This is a genomic window from Micromonospora sp. NPDC000089, assembly GCF_042899365.1.
GTDB lineage: Bacteria > Actinomycetota > Actinomycetes > Mycobacteriales > Micromonosporaceae > Micromonospora.
The window spans coordinates 648,421-665,890 of record NZ_JBIAZT010000001.1 but is presented as its reverse complement, the minus strand read 5'-3'; the positions used below and the strand labels follow the sequence as shown (position 1 = coordinate 665,890).

The following is a 17,470-nucleotide window of genomic DNA, read 5'->3' as shown; positions in this document are numbered from 1 at the left end:
ACCCCTTGAAGACCGGCCGCGGGCCGGGGCGGCGCACCCGTCCCGGCTCCCGCGGCCGGCCCTGACCCCCGCCCGGCCGCCGGCCCTGACCCTGGCCGGTCGCCGGCGCCGGCCCTGACCGCGGCCCGGCCGGCGCGAGCGCCGGCGCTCAGCGCAGCGCGTCCGGGAGCAGCCCGAAGACCAGGTCGTCGAGCCGGGTGCCGGCCAGCCCGGGCAGCCGCCCGCGCAGCAGGCCCTCCCGGGCGAAGCCGACCTTCTCCAGCACCCGGTGCGAGGCGACGTTGTCCGGCACGGTTCCGGCGGTCAGCCGGGCCATCCCGACCGGCCCGAACGCCCAGCCGCAGAGCAGCCGCAGCGCTCGGGTGGCGTACCCGCGACCGCGCCACTCGGGCAGCATCGCGTACCCCGCCGAGCCCTCGCCGGCGCCCGCGTCCGAGTACGACAGGCCGCAGCTGCCGACCGGCTCCCCGCTGGCCGCGTCCAGGATCAGCATCGAGGCGAGGGCGCCGGTCAGCCATCTGCTCGTGGCGGTCCGGCAGCGCCACTCGATCGCCTCCCGGGTCGGCGGCACCGGCGGGGCCTGGTTCGCCACCACCTCCGGCCGGGTGTGCAGCCGGTACATCAGGTCCGCGTCGTCCGGCCCGGTCGGGCGCAGGGTCACCACGCCGTCGGTGAGCCGGCCGTCGGGCAGGTCGGGCAGCGCGCGGGGGGCGGGACCGTCCGGGTCCTCGGCGAGGCGTACCCAGGCCAGCAGGTCCGGCCGGCCGCCGCCGCGGTCCGGGTTGGCCGCCCGGCGGGTGCCCTCGTATCGGAAGCCGGCGGCGAGCGCGACCCGTTGGCTGGCGGCGTTCTGCAGGTCGGTGAGCAGCTCCAGCCGGGCCACGCCGGCGGCGAAGGCGTGCCCGGCGAGCGCCCGGGTGGCGGCGGTGGCGACTCCGCGGCCGCGCGCCCAGGGCGCCACCCAGTAGCCGATCTCGGCCTGCCCGCGGTCCGGCATCACCCGGCTCACCCCGGCCCCGCCGAGCAGCCGGTCGGAGGCCGGGTCGGCGAGCGCGTACGCGGACCCACCGGCGGCCCAGGCCGCCGGCGCGCCCTCGGTGATCCACCACCGCGCGCTCTGCTCGGTGTACGGGTCGGGCATGTCGGGGATGAACCGCCGGGTGAGCGGGTCCGCGCAGGCGGCGGCGGTGTCCGCCACGTCGTCGAGCCGGAACGCCCGCAGCCGCACCAGGTCGGTCTCGATCGCCTCCGGCGTCATGACCGCCCCGATCCGAGCGACGCTGCGGCGGGCAGGGCGTCGTCGGCGAGCAGCGCGCCCACCCAGACGTCCACCTGCTCGCCGCGGTGCGACAGGCCGCCCCGGGCGGTGCCCTCGACGCGGAAGCCGGCCTTCTCGGCGGCCCGCCGGGAGGCGGTGTTGCCGACGTTGGCCCACCACTCGATCCGGGTCAGGCCGAGGGTGACGAAGCCCCAGGTGGTCAGCGCGCCGAGCGCGGCCGGCATCCAGCCCCGCCCCCGGGCGTGCGGCGCGGTCATGAAGCCGACGTCGGCCAGCAGCGGCTTGCCCGGCGTCAGCCGCAGGTCGACGGTGCCGGCGTACGCGTCGTCGGGGCCGGCGATCACGAAGGTGGCCGCGCTGCCCCGGCCCCAGCTCAGCTCCGCGTAGCCGAGGTACCCCTCGGCGTCGCCGCGCCGGTACGGGTGCGGCACGCTGGTCCAGCGCGCGGTGTCCTGGTCCTGGCAGGCGGTCACGATCCCGTCCAGGTCGCGCTCCTCCATCGGGCGCAGGCGCAGCTCGGTGCCGCCCGCGGCGGCGAAGAGCACGGGTTGCGGGCGGCCGAGCACGGCCGCCCGCCGGGCGTCCAGGGTCTTCGGGCCGGCCGGGCCGGGCTCGCCGGCGGCGGGCACCTCGCCGGGCAGTAGCGAGCCGACCCAGGCCTCGGCGCGACCGCCCGGGGTGGGCCGGGCCAGCCGCAGCTCGCCGGAGATCCGGAACCCGGCACGCAGTGCCACCAACCGGGAGGCGTGGTTGCCCACCTCGGCCTGCCAGACCAGCCGGCGTAGCCGCAGCGCGTCGAAGGCCCAGCGGGCCACCGCGCGGGAGGCCCGCACGGCCACCCCGCGACCGCGCGCCCACGGCGCCGTCCAGTAGCCGAGCTCGCCGGAGGTGAGGTCCCGGTCGATCGAGACCAGGCCGCAGGAGCCGAGCAGCTCACCGCTGGCCGCGTCGCAGACCGCGAAGGGCGCGCCGCTGCCGTCGGCCCAGGCCCGGTCGCTCCTCCCGGTCACGAACCCGTGGGCGTGTTCGGGCAGGTACGGGCGCGGTACGGTGGTCCAGCGCTGAATGTCCGGGTCCTGGCAGGCCCGGTGCACGTCGTCCGCGTCCGCGGCTCGCCAGGGACGCAGCAGCAGCCCGTCCTCGGTGATCTCCACTGGATCCATCGGAGCATGGTGCCGGATCGTTCGCGCTGGGCGTAACCGGAATTCCGCCGGGGGTGGCGCGGCCCGCGTGTTATGTCGTTTTCGCCGGGCCGGTCCGCCGCCACCAGTGACCATCGCCGCAAGGGAGCGCCTACGATGGTTCGAGACTGTCTAGGGGAGCGTTGATCCGTGTCGATTCTGGAAAAGGTCCTCCGCGCCGGCGAGGGCCGCATGGTGCGCCGGCTCAAGGCGATCGCCGCCGCCGTCAACTCGATCGAGGACGACTACGTCAACCTCACCGACGAGGAGCTGCGCGGCCTGACCGAGCAGTACCGTGAGCGGCTGGCCGACGGCGAGACCCTCGACGACCTGCTGCCCGAGGCGTTCGCCACGGTGCGCGAGGCGGCCGCCCGGGTGCTCGGCCAGCGGCCGTACGACGTCCAGGTGATGGGCGGCGCGGCGCTGCACTTCGGCAACATCGCCGAGATGAAGACCGGTGAGGGTAAGACCCTGACCTCGGTCATGGCGGTCTACCTCAACGCCCTGTCCGGCAAGGGCGTGCACGTGGTCACGGTCAACGACTACCTGGCCCAGCGCGACGCCGCCTGGATGGGCCGGGTGCACGAGTTCCTCGGCCTCACCGTCGGTGTGGTGCTGCCCAACCGGCCGGCCGCCGACCACCGCGCCGCGTACGAGTGCGACATCACCTACGGCACGAACAACGAGTTCGGCTTCGACTACCTGCGCGACAACATGGCCTGGTCGCGGGACGAGCTGGTCCAGCGCGGCCACAACTTCGCGGTGGTCGACGAGGTCGACTCGATCCTGATCGACGAGGCGCGGACCCCGCTGATCATCTCGGGCCCGGCCGAGCACTCCGCCCGGTGGTACCAGGAGTTCGCCGGCGTGGTCGGCCGGATGCAGCCGGGCACCGACGGCGAGGGCGACTACGAGGTCGACTACGCCAAGCGCACCATCGCGGTGACCGAGCGCGGCGTGGCCAAGGTCGAGGACCGGCTGGGCATCGACAACCTGTACGAGTCGGTGAACACCCCGCTGGTCGGCTACCTCAACAACGCGATCAAGGCCAAGGAGCTCTACAAGCGCGACAAGGACTACATCGTCAGCGACGGTGAGGTCCTGATCGTCGACGAGTTCACCGGGCGCATCCTGCACGGCCGCCGCTACAACGAGGGCATGCACCAGGCGATCGAGGCCAAGGAGGGGGTGGAGATCAAGCAGGAGAACCAGACCCTGGCCACCATCACCCTGCAGAACTACTTCCGCCTCTACGAGAAGCTCTCCGGCATGACCGGTACCGCCCAGACCGAGGCGGGCGAGTTCAACAAGGTCTACAAGGTCGGCGTCGTTACCATCCCGACGCACCGGCCGATGGTCCGCCTCGACCGGGCCGACGTCATCTACAAGACCGAGAAGGCCAAGTTCAACGCGGTCATCGAGGACATCGCCGAGCGGCACCACGCGGGCCAGCCGGTGCTGGTCGGCACCGTCTCGGTGGAGAATTCCGAGATCCTCTCCACGCTGCTGCGCCGCCGCGGCATCCCGCACTCGGTGTTGAACGCGAAGTTCCACGCCAAGGAGGCCGAGATCGTCGCCCAGGCCGGGCGCAAGGGCGCGGTCACCGTCGCCACCAACATGGCCGGCCGTGGCACGGACATCCTGCTCGGCGGCAACGCCGAGTTCCTCGCCGCCAACGAGCTGCGCCAGCGCGGCCTCGACCCGGTGGAGAACGACGAGGAGTACGCCAAGGCCATGGAGGAGGTCCTGCCCACCTGGAAGCAGGCCTGCGACGTGGAGGCCGAGGAGGTCGCCGCCGCCGGTGGCCTCTACGTGCTCGGCACCGAGCGGCACGAGTCCCGCCGGATCGACAACCAGCTGCGCGGTCGCGCCGGCCGGCAGGGCGACCCGGGCGAGTCCCGCTTCTACCTCTCCCTCCAGGACGAGCTGATGAAGCGCTTCCGGGCCGGCGCGGTCGAGGCGGTGATGGACCGCTTCAACATCCCGGAGGACGTGCCGATCGAGTCGAAGATGGTCACCCGGCAGATCAAGAGCGCGCAGGCGCAGATCGAGGGCCAGAACGCCGAGATCCGCAAGAACGTCCTCAAGTACGACGAGGTGCTGAACAAGCAGCGCCAGGTGATCTACGCCGAGCGCCTCCGGGTGCTCAACGGCGAGGACCTGTCCGACCAGGTCCGCAACATGATCGACGACACCATCGGCGCGTACGTGGTGGGGGCCACCAGCGACGGCTACGCCGAGGACTGGGATCTCGAGCAGCTCTGGGCCAGCCTGAAGCAGCTCTACCCGGTGGGCGTCACCATCGAGGAGCTCGAGGACGAGGTCGGCTCCCGGGCCGGCCTGGACCAGGACTTCCTGCTCTCCCGCCTCAAGGAGGACGCGCACACCGCGTACGACCGGCGCGAGGAGGAGCTCGGCGAGGAGGGCGTCCGCCAGCTCGAGCGGATGGTGCTGCTGCAGGTCATCGACCGCAAGTGGCGCGAGCACCTCTACGAGATGGACTACCTCCAGGAGGGCATCAGCCTGCGGGCGTACGCCCAGCGCGACCCGGTCATCGAGTACCAGCGCGAGGGCTTCGACATGTTCGCCACCATGATGGACGGCATCAAGGAGGAGACGGTCGGCTTCCTCTACAACCTGGAGGTCCAGGTCCAGGAGCCGGAGCCGGAGGCCGAAGAGGTCAAGCTGCTGGAGAAGCCGGTCGAGATCCGGGCCAAGGGCCTCAACCGGGCGCCGCAGCAGCAGGGCCTGCAGTACTCCGCCCCGACCATCGACGGCGAGGCCGGCGCCGGTGGCGTCGCGGTCGAGCGGCCCGAGCAGAACGCCCCGGCCCTCGGGGTGGGCGGTGCGCCGGAGCGTCCGGCGGCACCCGGCCCGTCCGGCACGCCGCGCCGGCCCGCCGCCACCGGGGCCAGCGGGCAGGCCGCCGCGGCCAGCACCGCTCGGCGCGGCCCGGCGCCGGTGGACGGCGTGGAGGCCGGCAACGGCCCGTCCCGCAACGCCCCGTGCCCGTGCGGCTCGGGCCGCAAGTACAAGCGCTGCCACGGTGCCCCCAACGGCGGCGCCTGACCCGCACCGCGGGGGCGCTCCGTCCGTACGCGACACCGAGGACCCCACCCTGCCCGCGGCTCCCGAGCCGCGGCGACGACCGGCCGAGCCGCGCTTCCCTCCGGGGGGAGCGCGGCTCGGCCGCTTCCGCCCTGCTCCGGCTCGCTCCCCGGGGAGCGCCCTGATCGTTTGTGCCTGAGCCACTCGACACGCCGGCAAGAGTGCGGGAGAACCTCGAACGACCACGGCAACCCGCCCCCGGCGTGGTGGCGGTCAGATGACCTCGAGGTGGGTGCAGAGCCAGGCGCCGCGGCGCTGCTCCAGCCGCAACGCCATCGCCCAGGTGCGCCCGCCGCCGGACACCACGGCGGCCACCTCGACCGCCGCCGCCCGCGGCTCGCAGGCGCGCAGCCGGCGCAGGTGCACCGCCGCCCGGGTGGACCGTCGACGCACCGGCCCGCTGCGGGCGGCCGCCCGGGCCAGCTGCTCGGAGACCTCGGTCGAGCTGCCCGGTTCGACCAGGGAGCGGATCTGGCCGGGTGGGCGGTAGCCGTTGAGGATCTCCAGGCAGGTGCCGACGAACCGGTGAGCGGCCCGGGTCGCCTCGGGAGTGGCGGTGGCCAGCGAACCGGGCGGCGGGCCGGCCGAGGGTCGTACCGGCCGTGCCGGACCGGGACGGGCGGCGCCACCCCCCGGGCCGCCGGCCGGACGGCTCGGGCCGAACAGGTCGAGGGCGAGCTGGCCGGGCGGCCGGGGCCAGAGGTCGGTCGACTCGTCGACGTAGGGCGGGTCGCTGATCGGCGCGGGGCGCAGCCGGATCGGCGGGCGGCTGGGCCCCGGGCGGCGGAAGTCGGTCATCTCGACCCCTCATCCTGCGTTTGCCTTCGTTTGCCTTCGACAACGTCGATTCTCAGGCATGGCAACGCCGAGCGTCAATGGCGGGGAGAGGTCGGCCGGCTACTCGCCGTCGCGGTCGAGCAGCGGGTTGCCGCGCACCCAGTCGGCCGTCTCGGCGTACTTGCGGGTGATGTACTCCTCCAGCCGGGCCCGCTCGACCCGCCACTGCCCGCGTCCGCCGATCTTGATCGCCGGCAGCTCGCCGCTGCGCACCATGTGGTACACCTGCGAGTCCGACACGTTCAGCTCGGCGGCCACGTCGGAGAGCAGGAGAAACCTCGGCTCCACGGAAACCCCCGGTGTTGGCGTCGTTTGCCTCAGTTTGCCATCGACAGCGCCGCGCGCCCAGCCGCCCCCGGCGCGGCGTACGGTGCGGGAACTTCCGCCGGGCCGGTGCGAGGTGTATGCAGGTCTCGGCGTACGGCATGATCGGCGGCCGGGACCGGCCGCCGGCCGGCGGCCAGGACGACGGGTGGGAGACGACGGTGGGCGACGAGCTGGTCCGGGTGTACGTCCCGGCGACCGTGCCGATGCTGGCCCGGCTGGAGGAGCAGGGGCTGCCGGCGTCGTCGGCGCACGCGGTGACCCCCGCGCTGCGCGAGTGGTACGCCGAGGGCGACGACGAGGAGCTGGAGTACGTCGCGTTCACCCGGGCGGCTCAGGACGCGTTGCAGCTGTTGCGCGACGACCCGGCCGCGCCCCGGCGTCGGGTGGTCGTCTCGGCGGACCTGCCCCGGTCGGCGGTGGGCCGGGCGGACATCGACCTCGGGTCCAGCGCGGTCAGCCTTGACCGGCCGGTGCCCGGGTCGGCGGTGGCCGCCCTGCACGTCGACGGCGCGGACGCGGTGAAGGACGTGTCGGCGGCGGTCGAGGTGATCGTCGAGGCGACCGCGGGCGACCCGGACGCCCAGTTCGTGGTGGACGGCGCCGAGGATCACGAGCTGGAGTGGTACGACCCCTCCGAGCTCCAGCTGCTGCTGCACTCCGCCGGCTGACCAGGCCGCCGCCGCGCGGCCGCCGGCCGACCCCGGCCACCAGGCTGTCGCTGGCCGCCCCGGCCACCAGGCTGTCGCCGGCTGACCCCGGCCGGTCAGGCCGCGGCGGGCGCCTCATCGTCGTGCGGCTCGTCGTCGCGTGGCGTCGGGCCGAGGGTGCGGCCGAAGGCGATCAGCGCGGTCAGCGCCCCGACGAAGAGCACCCAGATGCCGTTGTCCACCCGCGAGGTGCCCAGGCTGGTCTGCGCCACCGCGTCGGCCTCGCTGAGCGCGCCGGCCAGGTCGAGCAGGGTCCGCCCGCCGATCCGGATGATCACCTCGGTGAGCAGCAGGAGCAGCCCCGGCCCGGCCCCGGCCAGCAGATACGCGGGCCAGCGCGGCGGCACCATGGCCGGGTCGCGACGGGCGGCCCGCCGGCGGGCCCAGGTCAGATAGCCGAAGGCGAGCAGCCCGGCGATCAGGCCGCCGAGCAGCGACTCGGTCCGCGACACCCACTTCGCGGCGGACACCAGCGAGGCCTGCGAGCCGTCGGAGCCGAACACGTCGAACAGTGGGTCCCGGGCCTGGCTGAACGCCACCACGAACAACAGGGTGCCCAGCGCGGCGGTGACCACCGCGCCAACCGGAGCCGCGCTGCGCGCGCCGGCCAGCGCCCCGCCGATGACCGCGGCGGCGGCGCTGGTGCCGGCGATGGTGTTGGTGGTCGCGTTGTCCGGATACGTGAGGTTGACCGCCACCGCGGTGCCGAGACCGACCAGCACGCCGGTGCCGACCGCGGCGACGAACCGCCAGGTGGCCCGGTCGCCCCGGCGGGCGAGCAGTTCGGTCACCGCCAGCGCGACCGCGGCGCCGGCGACGAGGGCGGCGGAGATCACGCCGGGCAGGGCGAACGCGGAGAGGCTGATCGCGGTGAGGCCGGCCGCCGTCGAGGTGATCGCCTCCCGGGTCGACCAGAGCATCGCCGCCAGCCAGGCGACCGCGAGCAGCGCCAGCACGGGCGTACCCGGGGCGCGCAACGGACGACTCTCGGTGGCCCGCGTCGACGCCGCACCGGGGGTGTCGCCCCGCGGCGGCTGTTCCGGCTCCGCGGCGGTCGAGCGGCCGGGCTGGTTGCTCATCGTCTCCCCTTCGACGCCTCACCCGCCGGGCGGGCACAATCACCGGCACCCCAGCGTACGCGGGCGTCCCGGCCCGCCCCGAGCCGCGCGGCGCCGTCGATTCCCTTCCCGGGCGGCCTCCGCGCGGAAGGATGCAAGGCGGCGACCGGCCCAGATCTTCCGACCGCAGCCGGGTCCCGGTCGGGGTGACCGGGGGCCGTCGGGGTGGTGGAGCCGGTGGCCGTGGGAGAATCGGCCGAGGTCCCGCCGCCGCGACCGGTCCCACCACCGCGGCGTCCGGCGTCCGGCCGTCCGGTCGGCGCCCGCGGGTCCGGTTTCGCCATCGCCGTCGAGATCGCACAGGAGCCTGTGGAATGGACGCCGTGTTCTCCGTACCCGAGCCGCACAACGAGCCGGTACGCACCTACGAGCCGGGCAGCGCCGACGCCGAGCGGCTCCAGCGGCGGCTGAGCGAGCTGGCCGCCGAGCGGATCGACCTGCCGATGACCATCGCCGGCGAGCAGCGGATGGCCGGCGGCGCGCCGATCGACGTGGTGCAGCCGCACAGGCACGCGCACGTGCTGGGCGTCACCGGGCACGCGAACCACGAGGACGCCCGGGCCGCCGTCAAGGCCGCCAAGGACGCCGCCCCGATGTGGCGGGCGTTGCCGTTCTCCGAGCGCGCGGCGATCTTCCTGCGCGCCGCCGAGCTGCTGGCCGGTCCCTGGCGGGACACCCTCAACGCGGCCACCATGCTCGGCCAGTCGAAGACCGCCGTCCAGGCCGAGATCGACGCGGCCTGCGAGTTCATCGACTTCCTCCGGTTCAACGTGCACTTCGCCCGGCAGCTGCTGGAGGCGCAGCCGAAGTCGTCGCCCGGTGTGTGGAACCGGTTCGACCACCGCCCGCTGGAGGGCTTCGTCTACGCGGTCACCCCGTTCAACTTCACCGCGATCGCCGGCAACCTGCCGTCGGCGCCGGCCCTGGTCGGCAACACCGTGGTCTGGAAGCCGGGCCCGACCCAGCAGTTCGCCGCGCACTTCACCATGCGGCTGTTCGAGGCGGCCGGCCTGCCGCCCGGCGTGATCAACATGGTCACCGGGCGCGGCGAGGAGGTCTCCGACGTGGTGCTCGCCGACCCCGACCTGGCCGGCATCCACTTCACCGGCTCGACCAAGGTGTTCCAGTCGCTGTGGCGCACCGTCGGCGAGAACATCGCCGGCTACCGGGGCTACCCGCGGCTGGTCGGCGAGACCGGCGGCAAGGACTTCGTGGTGGCGCACTCCAGCGCCGACGTGGACGCGCTGCACACCGCGTTGATCCGGGGCGCCTACGAGTACCAGGGCCAGAAGTGCTCGGCCGCGTCCCGGGCGTACGTGCCGCGGTCGATCTGGGAGGGTGGGCTGCGCGACCGGTTGGCCGCCACCGCGGACTCGCTGACCTACGGCGACGTGACCGACTTCCGCAACTTCGGCGGCGCGGTCATCGACGACAAGGCGTTCTCCCGGCACACCGCCGCGCTGGAGCTGATCAACGGCGACGACACCTGCCGGGTGCTGGCCGGCGGCACCGCCGACGACTCGGTCGGTTACTTCGTCCGGCCGACGCTCTTCGAGTGCACCGACGCCGCGCACGAGACCTTCACCACCGAGTACTTCGGGCCGATCCTGGGCGTGCACGTCTTCGACGACGCGCGCTTCGAGGACGTGGTGACCCAGGCCGAGTCGATCGCCCCGTACGCGCTGACCGGGTCGATCTTCGCGACCGACCGCCGGGTGGTGGACGCGGTGGCCGAGAAGATGCGGTACGCGGCCGGCAACTTCTACATCAACGACAAGCCGACCGGCGCGGTGGTCGGGCAGCAGCCGTTCGGCGGCGCCCGGGCCAGCGGCACCAACGACAAGGCGGGCTCCTGGCACAACCTGGTCCGCTGGATGTCGCCGCGGACGATCAAGGAGACCTTCGTCCCGCCGACCGACCACTCGTACCCGCACATGGGCTGAGACCGGCGACGGCCGCCGGGGGCGCGACGCGCGTTCCCGGCGGCCCGGCCGGCCCTCGGGCCGCAGCCGGGATCGGCCGTCCGAGGGGCGCGGCCGGCCGTCCGGGTGGCAGGCATCGACAGTCCTGCCGGCACTGTCGGCCGACGACAGTGCACATAGGAAATCTCCGGGGTGGCAAATACGGAAATCCTGGACGTGGTGCCGCCAAAGTGGCAGCTTAGAGGGCATGGCGGAATCCGGAGTCAACCCCACCGCGGCGGCCCTGCTGGGCCTGCTGCACGAGGGCCCCATGACCGGCGGTCAGCTGATGGCCGCCGCTGAACGGCGACTGGCGCCGTACTGGTCGATGACCCGCAGTCAGGTCTACCGCGAGTTGCCGGTGCTGGCCGAGCGGGGCTTCGTGCGGCTGGGCAAGCCCGGGCCGCGGATGAGCCAGCCGTACGCGATCACCGCGTCTGGCAAGCGGACGTTCTCCCGCTGGCTGGCGGAGAACCCGGGGCGGGACACCATCCGCAACCCGATCGCGCTGCGGATCGCCTTCGGCAACCTGCACTCGGCCAGCCAGCTGAAGAACCTGTACGCCTCGGCCAACGAGTACCACACCGAGGCCCTGGCGTACGTGCGCGAGCAGGTCAAGACCGCCAAGAAGGAAGGCGACCCGTACGACGCCAGCGCGCTGGAGTTCGCCGTCGCCTACCACAAGGCCGCCCTGTCCTGGCTCAAGACCGCCCCGGTGAGCTAGTACGCTTGACTGTCGTGACCGCTGCCGATTACGCCGAACAGCTCAAGGACCTCGACGCCACCCTGCGCAACATCGAGGCGGTGCTCAACCTCGACCGCCTGCACGAGGACAAGGCCCGGCTGGAGGAGCAGGCGTCCGCGCCGGATCTCTGGGATGACCAGGCCAAGGCCCAGCAGGTGACCTCGCAGCTGTCGTACGTCAACGGCGAGATCAACAAGCTGGGCAGCCTACGCTCCCGCCTCGACGACGCCCGGGTGCTGCTGGAGCTGGCCGAGGACGAGAGCGACTCCGGCGTGCTGACCGAGGTCGAGGGCGAGATCGCCGGGCTGACCAAGGCCATCCAGGAGATGGAGGTCCGCACCCTGCTCTCCGGCGAGTACGACTCCCGGGAGGCGCTGGTCGCCATCCGGGCCGGCGCCGGCGGGGTGGACGCGGCGGACTTCGCCGAGATGCTGCTGCGGATGTACCTGCGCTGGGCCGAGCGGCACGGCTACCCGACCGAGGTCTACGAGACCTCGTACGCGGAGGAGGCCGGCCTGAAGTCCGCCACCTTCACGGTCAAGGTCCCGTACGCCTACGGCACGCTCAGCGTCGAGTCCGGCACCCACCGGCTGGTCCGGATCAGCCCGTTCGACAACCAGGGTCGCCGGCAGACCAGCTTCGCCGGGGTCGAGGTGCTGCCGGTCACCGAGCAGACCGACCACATCGACATCCCGGAGAACGACATCCGGGTGGACGTCTACCGCTCCTCCGGCCCGGGCGGGCAGAGCGTCAACACCACCGACTCCGCCGTCCGGCTCACCCACATCCCCACCGGGATCGTGGTGACCTGCCAGAACGAGAAGTCCCAGCTGCAGAACAAGGCCTCCGCCATGCGGGTGCTGCAGGCCCGGCTGCTGGAGCAGAAGCGGCGCGAGGAGGAGGAGAAGATGGCCGGCCTCAAGAGCGGCAGCACCAGCTCCTGGGGTGACCAGATGCGCTCCTACGTCCTGCACCCGTATCAGATGGTGAAGGATCTCCGAACCGAGCAGGAGACCGGCAATCCGTCCTCGGTCTTCGACGGCGAGCTGGATGACTTCATCGAGGCCGGCATCCGGTGGCGTAAGCAGCAGCAGCTCGCCAGCGACGCTGCGTGATCACCCGTGGGCGGAGCGCGTCGTCGATCTCCGGTTGACCGGGTGAATCGATGACGCGCGCCGCTCCGGCGGCCCTCGGGACTTGGCTCTGCGGTTACACCGCGTAGACTCACGACCCGTGATTCAGCTTGAGCAAGTGACGAAGACGTACCCGAAGGCGTCCCGGCCTTCGCTCGACAACGTGTCCGTCTCGATCGAGAAGGGCGAGTTCGTCTTCTTCATCGGTCCATCCGGCTCCGGCAAGTCCACGATCATCAAGATGCTGCTCCACGAGGTCGCCCCCAACAAGGGGCGGGTCGTGGTGAACGGCAAGGACGTCACCTCGATGCGCCCCTGGAAGCGACCCCACTTCCGGCGTTCGATCGGCTGCGTCTTCCAGGACTTCCGGCTGCTGCCCAACCGCACCGCCTACGAGAACGTGGCGTTCGCCCTCGAGGTGATCGGCAAGACCAAGGCGGTCGCCCGCCGGGTCGTGCCGGAGGTGCTGGAGCTGGTCGGGCTCGGTGGCAAGGAGCACCGCTACCCGCACGAGCTCTCCGGTGGTGAGCAGCAGCGGGTCGCCGTCGCCCGGGCGTTCGTGAACCGTCCGCTGATCCTGCTGGCGGACGAGCCGACCGGAAACCTGGACCCGGACACCTCGATCGAGATCATGCGCCTGCTGGACCGGATCAACCGCACCGGCACGACCGTCGTGATGGTCACCCACGACTCCAACATCGTGAACCAGATGCGTCGCCGCGTCGTGGAGATCGAGAGTGGTCGCATCGTGCGTGACCAGGCCCGCGGCGTCTACGGGTGAGCCGCAGCTCCACCCCCGCCGTACACCCTGACGACGAACACCTCACGCCGGAGAGCCGGAGGAACACCCGATGCGGATGAAATACGTCCTGTCCGAGGTACTGGTCGGACTGTGGCGCAACGTCACGATGACCATCGCGATGATCATCACGATGGCGGTGTCGCTGACCATGCTCGGCGCCAGTGGCCTGATGTACCAGCAGGTCGGCGACATGAAGGACCTCTACTACGAGAACGTCCAGGTCTCGATCTTCCTGAAGACCGACGTCAACGACCAGCAGCGGGAGGCCCTGGACGCCAAGCTGAAGGCTGACCCCCTGGTCAAGGAGGTCATCTACGTCAACAAGGACGAGGCCTTCAAGCGCTTCCAGGAGATGTTCCAGGACGCTCCCGACCTGATCAGCGCGGTCAAGGCGGACAGCCTACCGCCCTCGTTCCGGATCAAGCTCAACAATCCCGAGCAGTACAAGAACATCTACGACCAGTACAAGGACACCGAGGGTGTCGACGAGATCGTGGACCAGAGCAAGCTGCTGGACCAGATCTTCAACATCCTCACCGCGATCCAGAACATCGCGCTGGCCGCGGCGGTGGTGATGGCGATCGCCGCGCTGCTGCTGGTCGCCAACACCATCCAGGTGGCCGCGTACAGCAAGCGGCGTGAGGTCGCGGTCATGAAGCTGGTCGGCGCGTCGAACTGGTTCATCCAGGCGCCGTTCGTGCTGGAGGCGGTGGTCGCCGGCCTGATCGGCTCGCTGATCGGCCTGGTCGCGCTGATCGGCGCCAAGCAGTTCCTGTTCAGCGGCTCGCTCAAGGCGCTGGAGGGCCTGCTCTCGCCGATCCAGTGGTCGGACATCTTCCTGATGTTCCCGCTGATGGCCGGCGTCGGCGGCCTGATCAGCGCGGTCACCGCCTGGGTCACGCTCCGGTTCTACCTGCGGGTCTAGTCCCCCCGCCCGCTCTCCCGAGGGCCCTCCCGCGCCGGAATAATCGGTGCGGGAGGGCCCTTGTCGTTCGAGTACGATGATCCCTTCGCCCGCCGACCGGCCCGCCCGGCCGCGGGCCGTACCGGAAAGGGGGTGGCGCCGGATGCCACGGGAAAAGGGCCGCAAGGTGGTCGCCTCCAACAAGAAGGCGCGCCACGACTACGCCATCCTCGACACGTACGAGGCGGGCATGGCGTTGACCGGCACCGAGGTGAAGTCGCTGCGGGCCGGCCGCGCCTCGCTGGTGGACGCGTTCGCCCAGGAGCGCGACGGCGAGCTCTACCTGCACGGCATGCACATCCCGGAGTACACCCAGGGCACCTGGACCAACCACGAGCCCCGGCGGACCCGGAAGCTGCTGCTCAAGCGGCTGGAGATCGACCGGCTGATCGGCAAGACCCGCGAGGGCGGCCTGACCATGGTCCCGCTGCAGGTCTACTTCTCCGACGGCTGGGCGAAGGTGGAGATCGCCCTGGCCAAGGGCAAGAAGACGTACGACAAGCGGCAGGACCTCGCCAAGCGGGACGCCGACCGGGAGATCCAGCGGGTGGCCGGCCGGCGCGGCAAGGGGATGGACGACTGATTCGTCCCGTTCGTCACGGTCGGCGCGCCGACCCCGGGCTCGGGATGAATCTTGTTGCGGCAGGCGTTACGCTTGTCAGTGCCACCACGACGGTGGCCTGTCGAGGGGGTGACTGGTTTCGACTTCGTACGCAGCGACAGGGGAAGCGAGCCGAGGAAGCCGACGTCGTCTCGAGAATCGTTCGTCGGAAACCAATAAGCGCCAAGAACAATCGCGCTGACTTCGCTCTCGCCGCCTGAGGCGAGTAGTGAGTCTGTCGGCCTGGGAGCGCCTCCGTCCCAGTATGCCGGCATCAGTTAGGAGGCTGGCCAACCGGACCCGGTCGCGGGGTCCGTGCGGCGAGATCAATCAGCGACTGGGCCCGTCACACCAACTCGCTCGCGTGAGCGGTGGGGCCGAGTAGAGGCATAGCGAGCTGCGCTCGGAGAAGCCCTGACAAACCGGCGAAGGACCCGGGTTCGATTCCCGGCACCTCCACCACCTCGATGTGCGCCCCGGTCCACCTGGACCGGGGCGCACAGTCGTTTTTCGTCCGGCCGCCCTCTGGACAGCGCCGAGCTGCGGGTTCACCATCGCTGTACGCGGTAGCGCAGCAGCGCGGGAGGTGCCCATGGTCACCCGTCCGATCCAGCCGCCGGCCGTCGCCGGCCTCCCCGATCACGTCCTCGCCGCCGGTCTCGCCCTGGCCGGTGAGCCCCGCTGGCGGGAGAGCGTCCTGTACCACCTCACCCCGATCCGACGGACCTTCGTCGAGCACGTCCGGCGTACTGAGGGCCCCACCGGGTTCTACGCCGAGGTGCTGGCCCAAGCGCCCCGGCTGCACCACGGCGTACGGCTGCTCACCCGGGAACACGCCGCCATAGTCGCCGCGCTGGCGGAGCTTCAGCGGGCCGCCGACCGGCCCTCGGTGGGCCCCGCGGAGCTGAGCCGGCGGGTCGACGAGCTGCTGCGGGCGCTGGCCCGGCACCGGCAGCGCGGCGCGGACCTGCTCTGGCAGGCGTACCAGACGGATCTGGGTGGGGAGAGCGGCCGCTAGAGAATGGCGGGCACGTCGGTGCTGATCGGCGCCGGCAGCACGGTCGGCCGGTCGGCGCGCAGCGCCTCGGCCATCGCGTCGGCGAGCGCGTCGGGTGACTCCACCACCCGGGCGGCGCAGCCGTAGCCGCGGGCGATCGCGGTGATGTCCAGACCGGGCAGGTCCAGGCCGGGCACGCCCGGCGTGGCCTTCAGGTCGGCGAACGCCTTGAGGATGGCGTACTGCTGGTTCACCGGGACCAGCACCACCACCGGCAGCCGCAGCCGGGCGGCCGTCCAGAGCGCCTGCACCGAGTAGTGGAACGAGCCGTCGCCGATCACCGCCACCACCGGCCGACCCCGGCCGGTGCCCCGCTCGGCGAGCGCGATGCCGACCGCCGCCGGCAGGCCGTACCCCAGCCCGCCGCTGGCCATGGTGAAGTACGACGCCGGCCGGGTCACCTGGACGCGACGGCGCAGCGCCGCCAGGTTCGACGGTGACTCCTGCACCAGCACCCCGCCCGTCGGCCAGCAGTCGGCCAGCGCCGCGAACAGCGCGTCCGCGCTCGGTGGGTCGCTCGGCGACGGCGCCGCCGGGGTCGGGCGGGGCTCCGGGGACGGGCGGTCGGCCGCCGGCAGCAGATCCAGCAGCGCGGCCAGGGTCAGCCCGGCGTCGCCGAGCAGGCTGTCGCCGACCGGCGCCCGGGCCGACTCCTCACTGTCGTCGGTGACGTGCAGCAGCCGCGCCCCCTCCGGCAGGTGGTCACCCGGCACGTGCGGGTAGTACCGGAACACCGGCGCGCCCACCACCAGCACGGTGTCGTGGCCGCGCAGCTGCTCCGCCAGCGGGGCGATCGCGTACGGCAGCACCCCGCGGTAGTGCGGGTGGTGCTCCGGGAACGCCGCCCGCTCCGGCGCCGGCGCGGACCAGACCGGCGCGGCCAGCCGCTCCGCCACGGCCACCGCCGCCGGCCACCCGCCGGCCCGGTCCACCGCCGCGCCGACCACCAGCACCGGGTTACGGCTGGCCGCCAGCACCGCGGCGAACTCCCGCAGCCGGCGCGGGTCGGGCGCGAAGCGGGTGGCCACCGTGCGCACCTGCGGCGGCGGGTCGGCCGGCTGGTGCCAGTCGTCCAGCGGCAGGGAGAGGAAGACCGGCCCGGTCGGTGGCTGGACCGCGGTGGCGTACGCCCGCATGAACGCCGCCGGCACGTCCTGCGCGCGCACCGGCTCGTGGCTCCACTTCACGTACGGCTGGGGCAGCTCGGCCGCCTGCCGGTTGGCCAGCCGCGGCTCCATCAGCAGCATCTCCCGGCTCTGCTGGCCGGCGGTGACGATCAGCGGGGTGCGGTTGTGCCAGGCGGTGACCAGGTTGCCCATCCCGTTGCCGGTGCCGGGCGCGGTGTGCAGGTTGACGTGCGCCGGCCGGCCGGTGGCCTGGGCGTACCCGTCGGCCATCGCCACCGCGGACGCCTCCTGCAGCGCGTGCACGTAGTGGAAGTCGGCCGGGAAGTCCTGGAGGAACGGCTCCTCGGTCGACCCGGGGTTGCCGAAGATCGTGGTCAGGCCGAGGGATCGGAGCAGGTCGTAGGTGGTGTCCCGGACGGTCGCCATCGCCCCTCCGTGTCCCGGCACGTGCCGCTGGCCGCAGGCGGGCGCGACGGATCAGCCCCCCACCAGTCGAATCTAGCGAGCGCGAGGGAGCGGACCG

15 protein-coding genes and 1 other RNA gene are annotated in these 17,470 nt (G+C 72.5%); 10 read left to right on the top strand and 6 right to left on the bottom strand.

Annotated elements, in window-relative coordinates; genetic code table 11:
- Positions 1–148 precede the first annotated feature (148 nt).
- Entirely contained in the window at positions 149–1,258 is a 1,110-nt protein-coding gene (locus tag ACFY3U_RS03165; protein ID WP_387193945.1) for a GNAT family N-acetyltransferase, read from the bottom strand.
- The gene (locus tag ACFY3U_RS03160; protein ID WP_387193942.1) at positions 1,255–2,442 is read right to left on the bottom strand and encodes a GNAT family N-acetyltransferase; all 1,188 of its coding nucleotides are present in this window, start codon (positions 2,440–2,442) and stop codon (positions 1,255–1,257) included. The genes ACFY3U_RS03165 and ACFY3U_RS03160 overlap by 4 nt, the downstream gene beginning before the upstream one ends.
- Positions 2,443–2,610: 168 nt before the next feature.
- Here ACFY3U_RS03160 and secA point away from each other — a divergent pair, with 168 nt between their 5' ends.
- Positions 2,611–5,529 carry a preprotein translocase subunit SecA gene (secA, locus tag ACFY3U_RS03155; RefSeq protein ID WP_387193939.1) on the top strand — a complete coding sequence of 973 codons (2,919 nt, stop codon included), beginning with the start codon at positions 2,611–2,613 and terminating at the stop codon, positions 5,527–5,529.
- Positions 5,530–5,781: 252 nt separating this feature from the next.
- Here the strand turns inward: secA and ACFY3U_RS03150 are convergent, their stop codons facing one another.
- Together ACFY3U_RS03150 and ACFY3U_RS03145 are read right to left on the bottom strand one after the other, a co-directional pair.
- Entirely contained in the window at positions 5,782–6,366 is a 585-nt protein-coding gene (locus ACFY3U_RS03150; protein WP_387193936.1) for an Rv3235 family protein, read from the bottom strand.
- 99 nt (positions 6,367–6,465) lie between these two features.
- A complete protein-coding gene (locus tag ACFY3U_RS03145; RefSeq protein WP_387193933.1) occupies positions 6,466–6,693 on the bottom strand; it encodes a helix-turn-helix domain-containing protein in 228 nt (75 codons plus the stop codon).
- A gap of 197 nt (positions 6,694–6,890) precedes the next feature.
- On the opposite strand from ACFY3U_RS03145, the gene ACFY3U_RS03140 reads away from it, so the two are divergent.
- Positions 6,891–7,400: a DUF6912 family protein gene (locus ACFY3U_RS03140; protein WP_387194145.1), complete on the top strand. Its 510-nt coding sequence runs from the start codon at positions 6,891–6,893 to the stop codon at positions 7,398–7,400.
- Between the two features lie 95 nt (positions 7,401–7,495).
- Here ACFY3U_RS03140 and ACFY3U_RS03135 read toward each other — a convergent pair whose 3' ends face one another.
- Entirely contained in the window at positions 7,496–8,518 is a 1,023-nt protein-coding gene (locus tag ACFY3U_RS03135; protein ID WP_387193930.1) for a hypothetical protein, read from the bottom strand.
- Positions 8,519–8,871: 353 nt separating this feature from the next.
- Here ACFY3U_RS03135 and pruA point away from each other — a divergent pair, with 353 nt between their 5' ends.
- From pruA to ACFY3U_RS03095, 8 genes are all read left to right on the top strand, one after another.
- Positions 8,872–10,500 (top strand): L-glutamate gamma-semialdehyde dehydrogenase, encoded by a 1,629-nt coding sequence (gene pruA / locus ACFY3U_RS03130; protein WP_387193927.1) that lies wholly within the window; start codon positions 8,872–8,874, stop codon positions 10,498–10,500.
- Between the two features lie 226 nt (positions 10,501–10,726).
- Positions 10,727–11,242: a PadR family transcriptional regulator gene (locus tag ACFY3U_RS03125; RefSeq protein ID WP_387193924.1), complete on the top strand. Its 516-nt coding sequence runs from the start codon at positions 10,727–10,729 to the stop codon at positions 11,240–11,242.
- Positions 11,243–11,256: 14 nt separating this feature from the next.
- Complete coding sequence (prfB, locus tag ACFY3U_RS03120; RefSeq protein WP_387193921.1) at positions 11,257–12,378, top strand: peptide chain release factor 2; 1,122 nt, start codon at positions 11,257–11,259, stop codon at positions 12,376–12,378.
- A gap of 118 nt (positions 12,379–12,496) precedes the next feature.
- Entirely contained in the window at positions 12,497–13,177 is a 681-nt protein-coding gene (gene ftsE, locus ACFY3U_RS03115) for a cell division ATP-binding protein FtsE (protein WP_387193918.1), read from the top strand.
- A 70-nt stretch (positions 13,178–13,247) separates the two neighbouring features.
- A complete protein-coding gene (ftsX, locus tag ACFY3U_RS03110) occupies positions 13,248–14,123 on the top strand; it encodes a permease-like cell division protein FtsX (RefSeq protein WP_387193915.1) in 876 nt (291 codons plus the stop codon).
- A 142-nt stretch (positions 14,124–14,265) separates the two neighbouring features.
- A complete protein-coding gene (gene smpB, locus ACFY3U_RS03105) occupies positions 14,266–14,745 on the top strand; it encodes an SsrA-binding protein SmpB (RefSeq protein WP_387193912.1) in 480 nt (159 codons plus the stop codon).
- Between the two features lie 104 nt (positions 14,746–14,849).
- Positions 14,850–15,225, top strand: a transfer-messenger RNA (tmRNA) gene (gene ssrA, locus ACFY3U_RS03100).
- Between the two features lie 130 nt (positions 15,226–15,355).
- Entirely contained in the window at positions 15,356–15,781 is a 426-nt protein-coding gene (locus ACFY3U_RS03095) for a hemerythrin domain-containing protein (RefSeq protein WP_387193908.1), read from the top strand.
- Here the strand turns inward: ACFY3U_RS03095 and mdlC are convergent.
- Positions 15,778–17,373, bottom strand: a complete 1,596-nt coding sequence (mdlC, locus tag ACFY3U_RS03090; protein WP_387193905.1) for a benzoylformate decarboxylase — start codon at positions 17,371–17,373, stop codon at positions 15,778–15,780. The genes ACFY3U_RS03095 and mdlC overlap by 4 nt on opposite strands.
- Between the last annotated feature and the right edge of the window lie 97 nt (positions 17,374–17,470).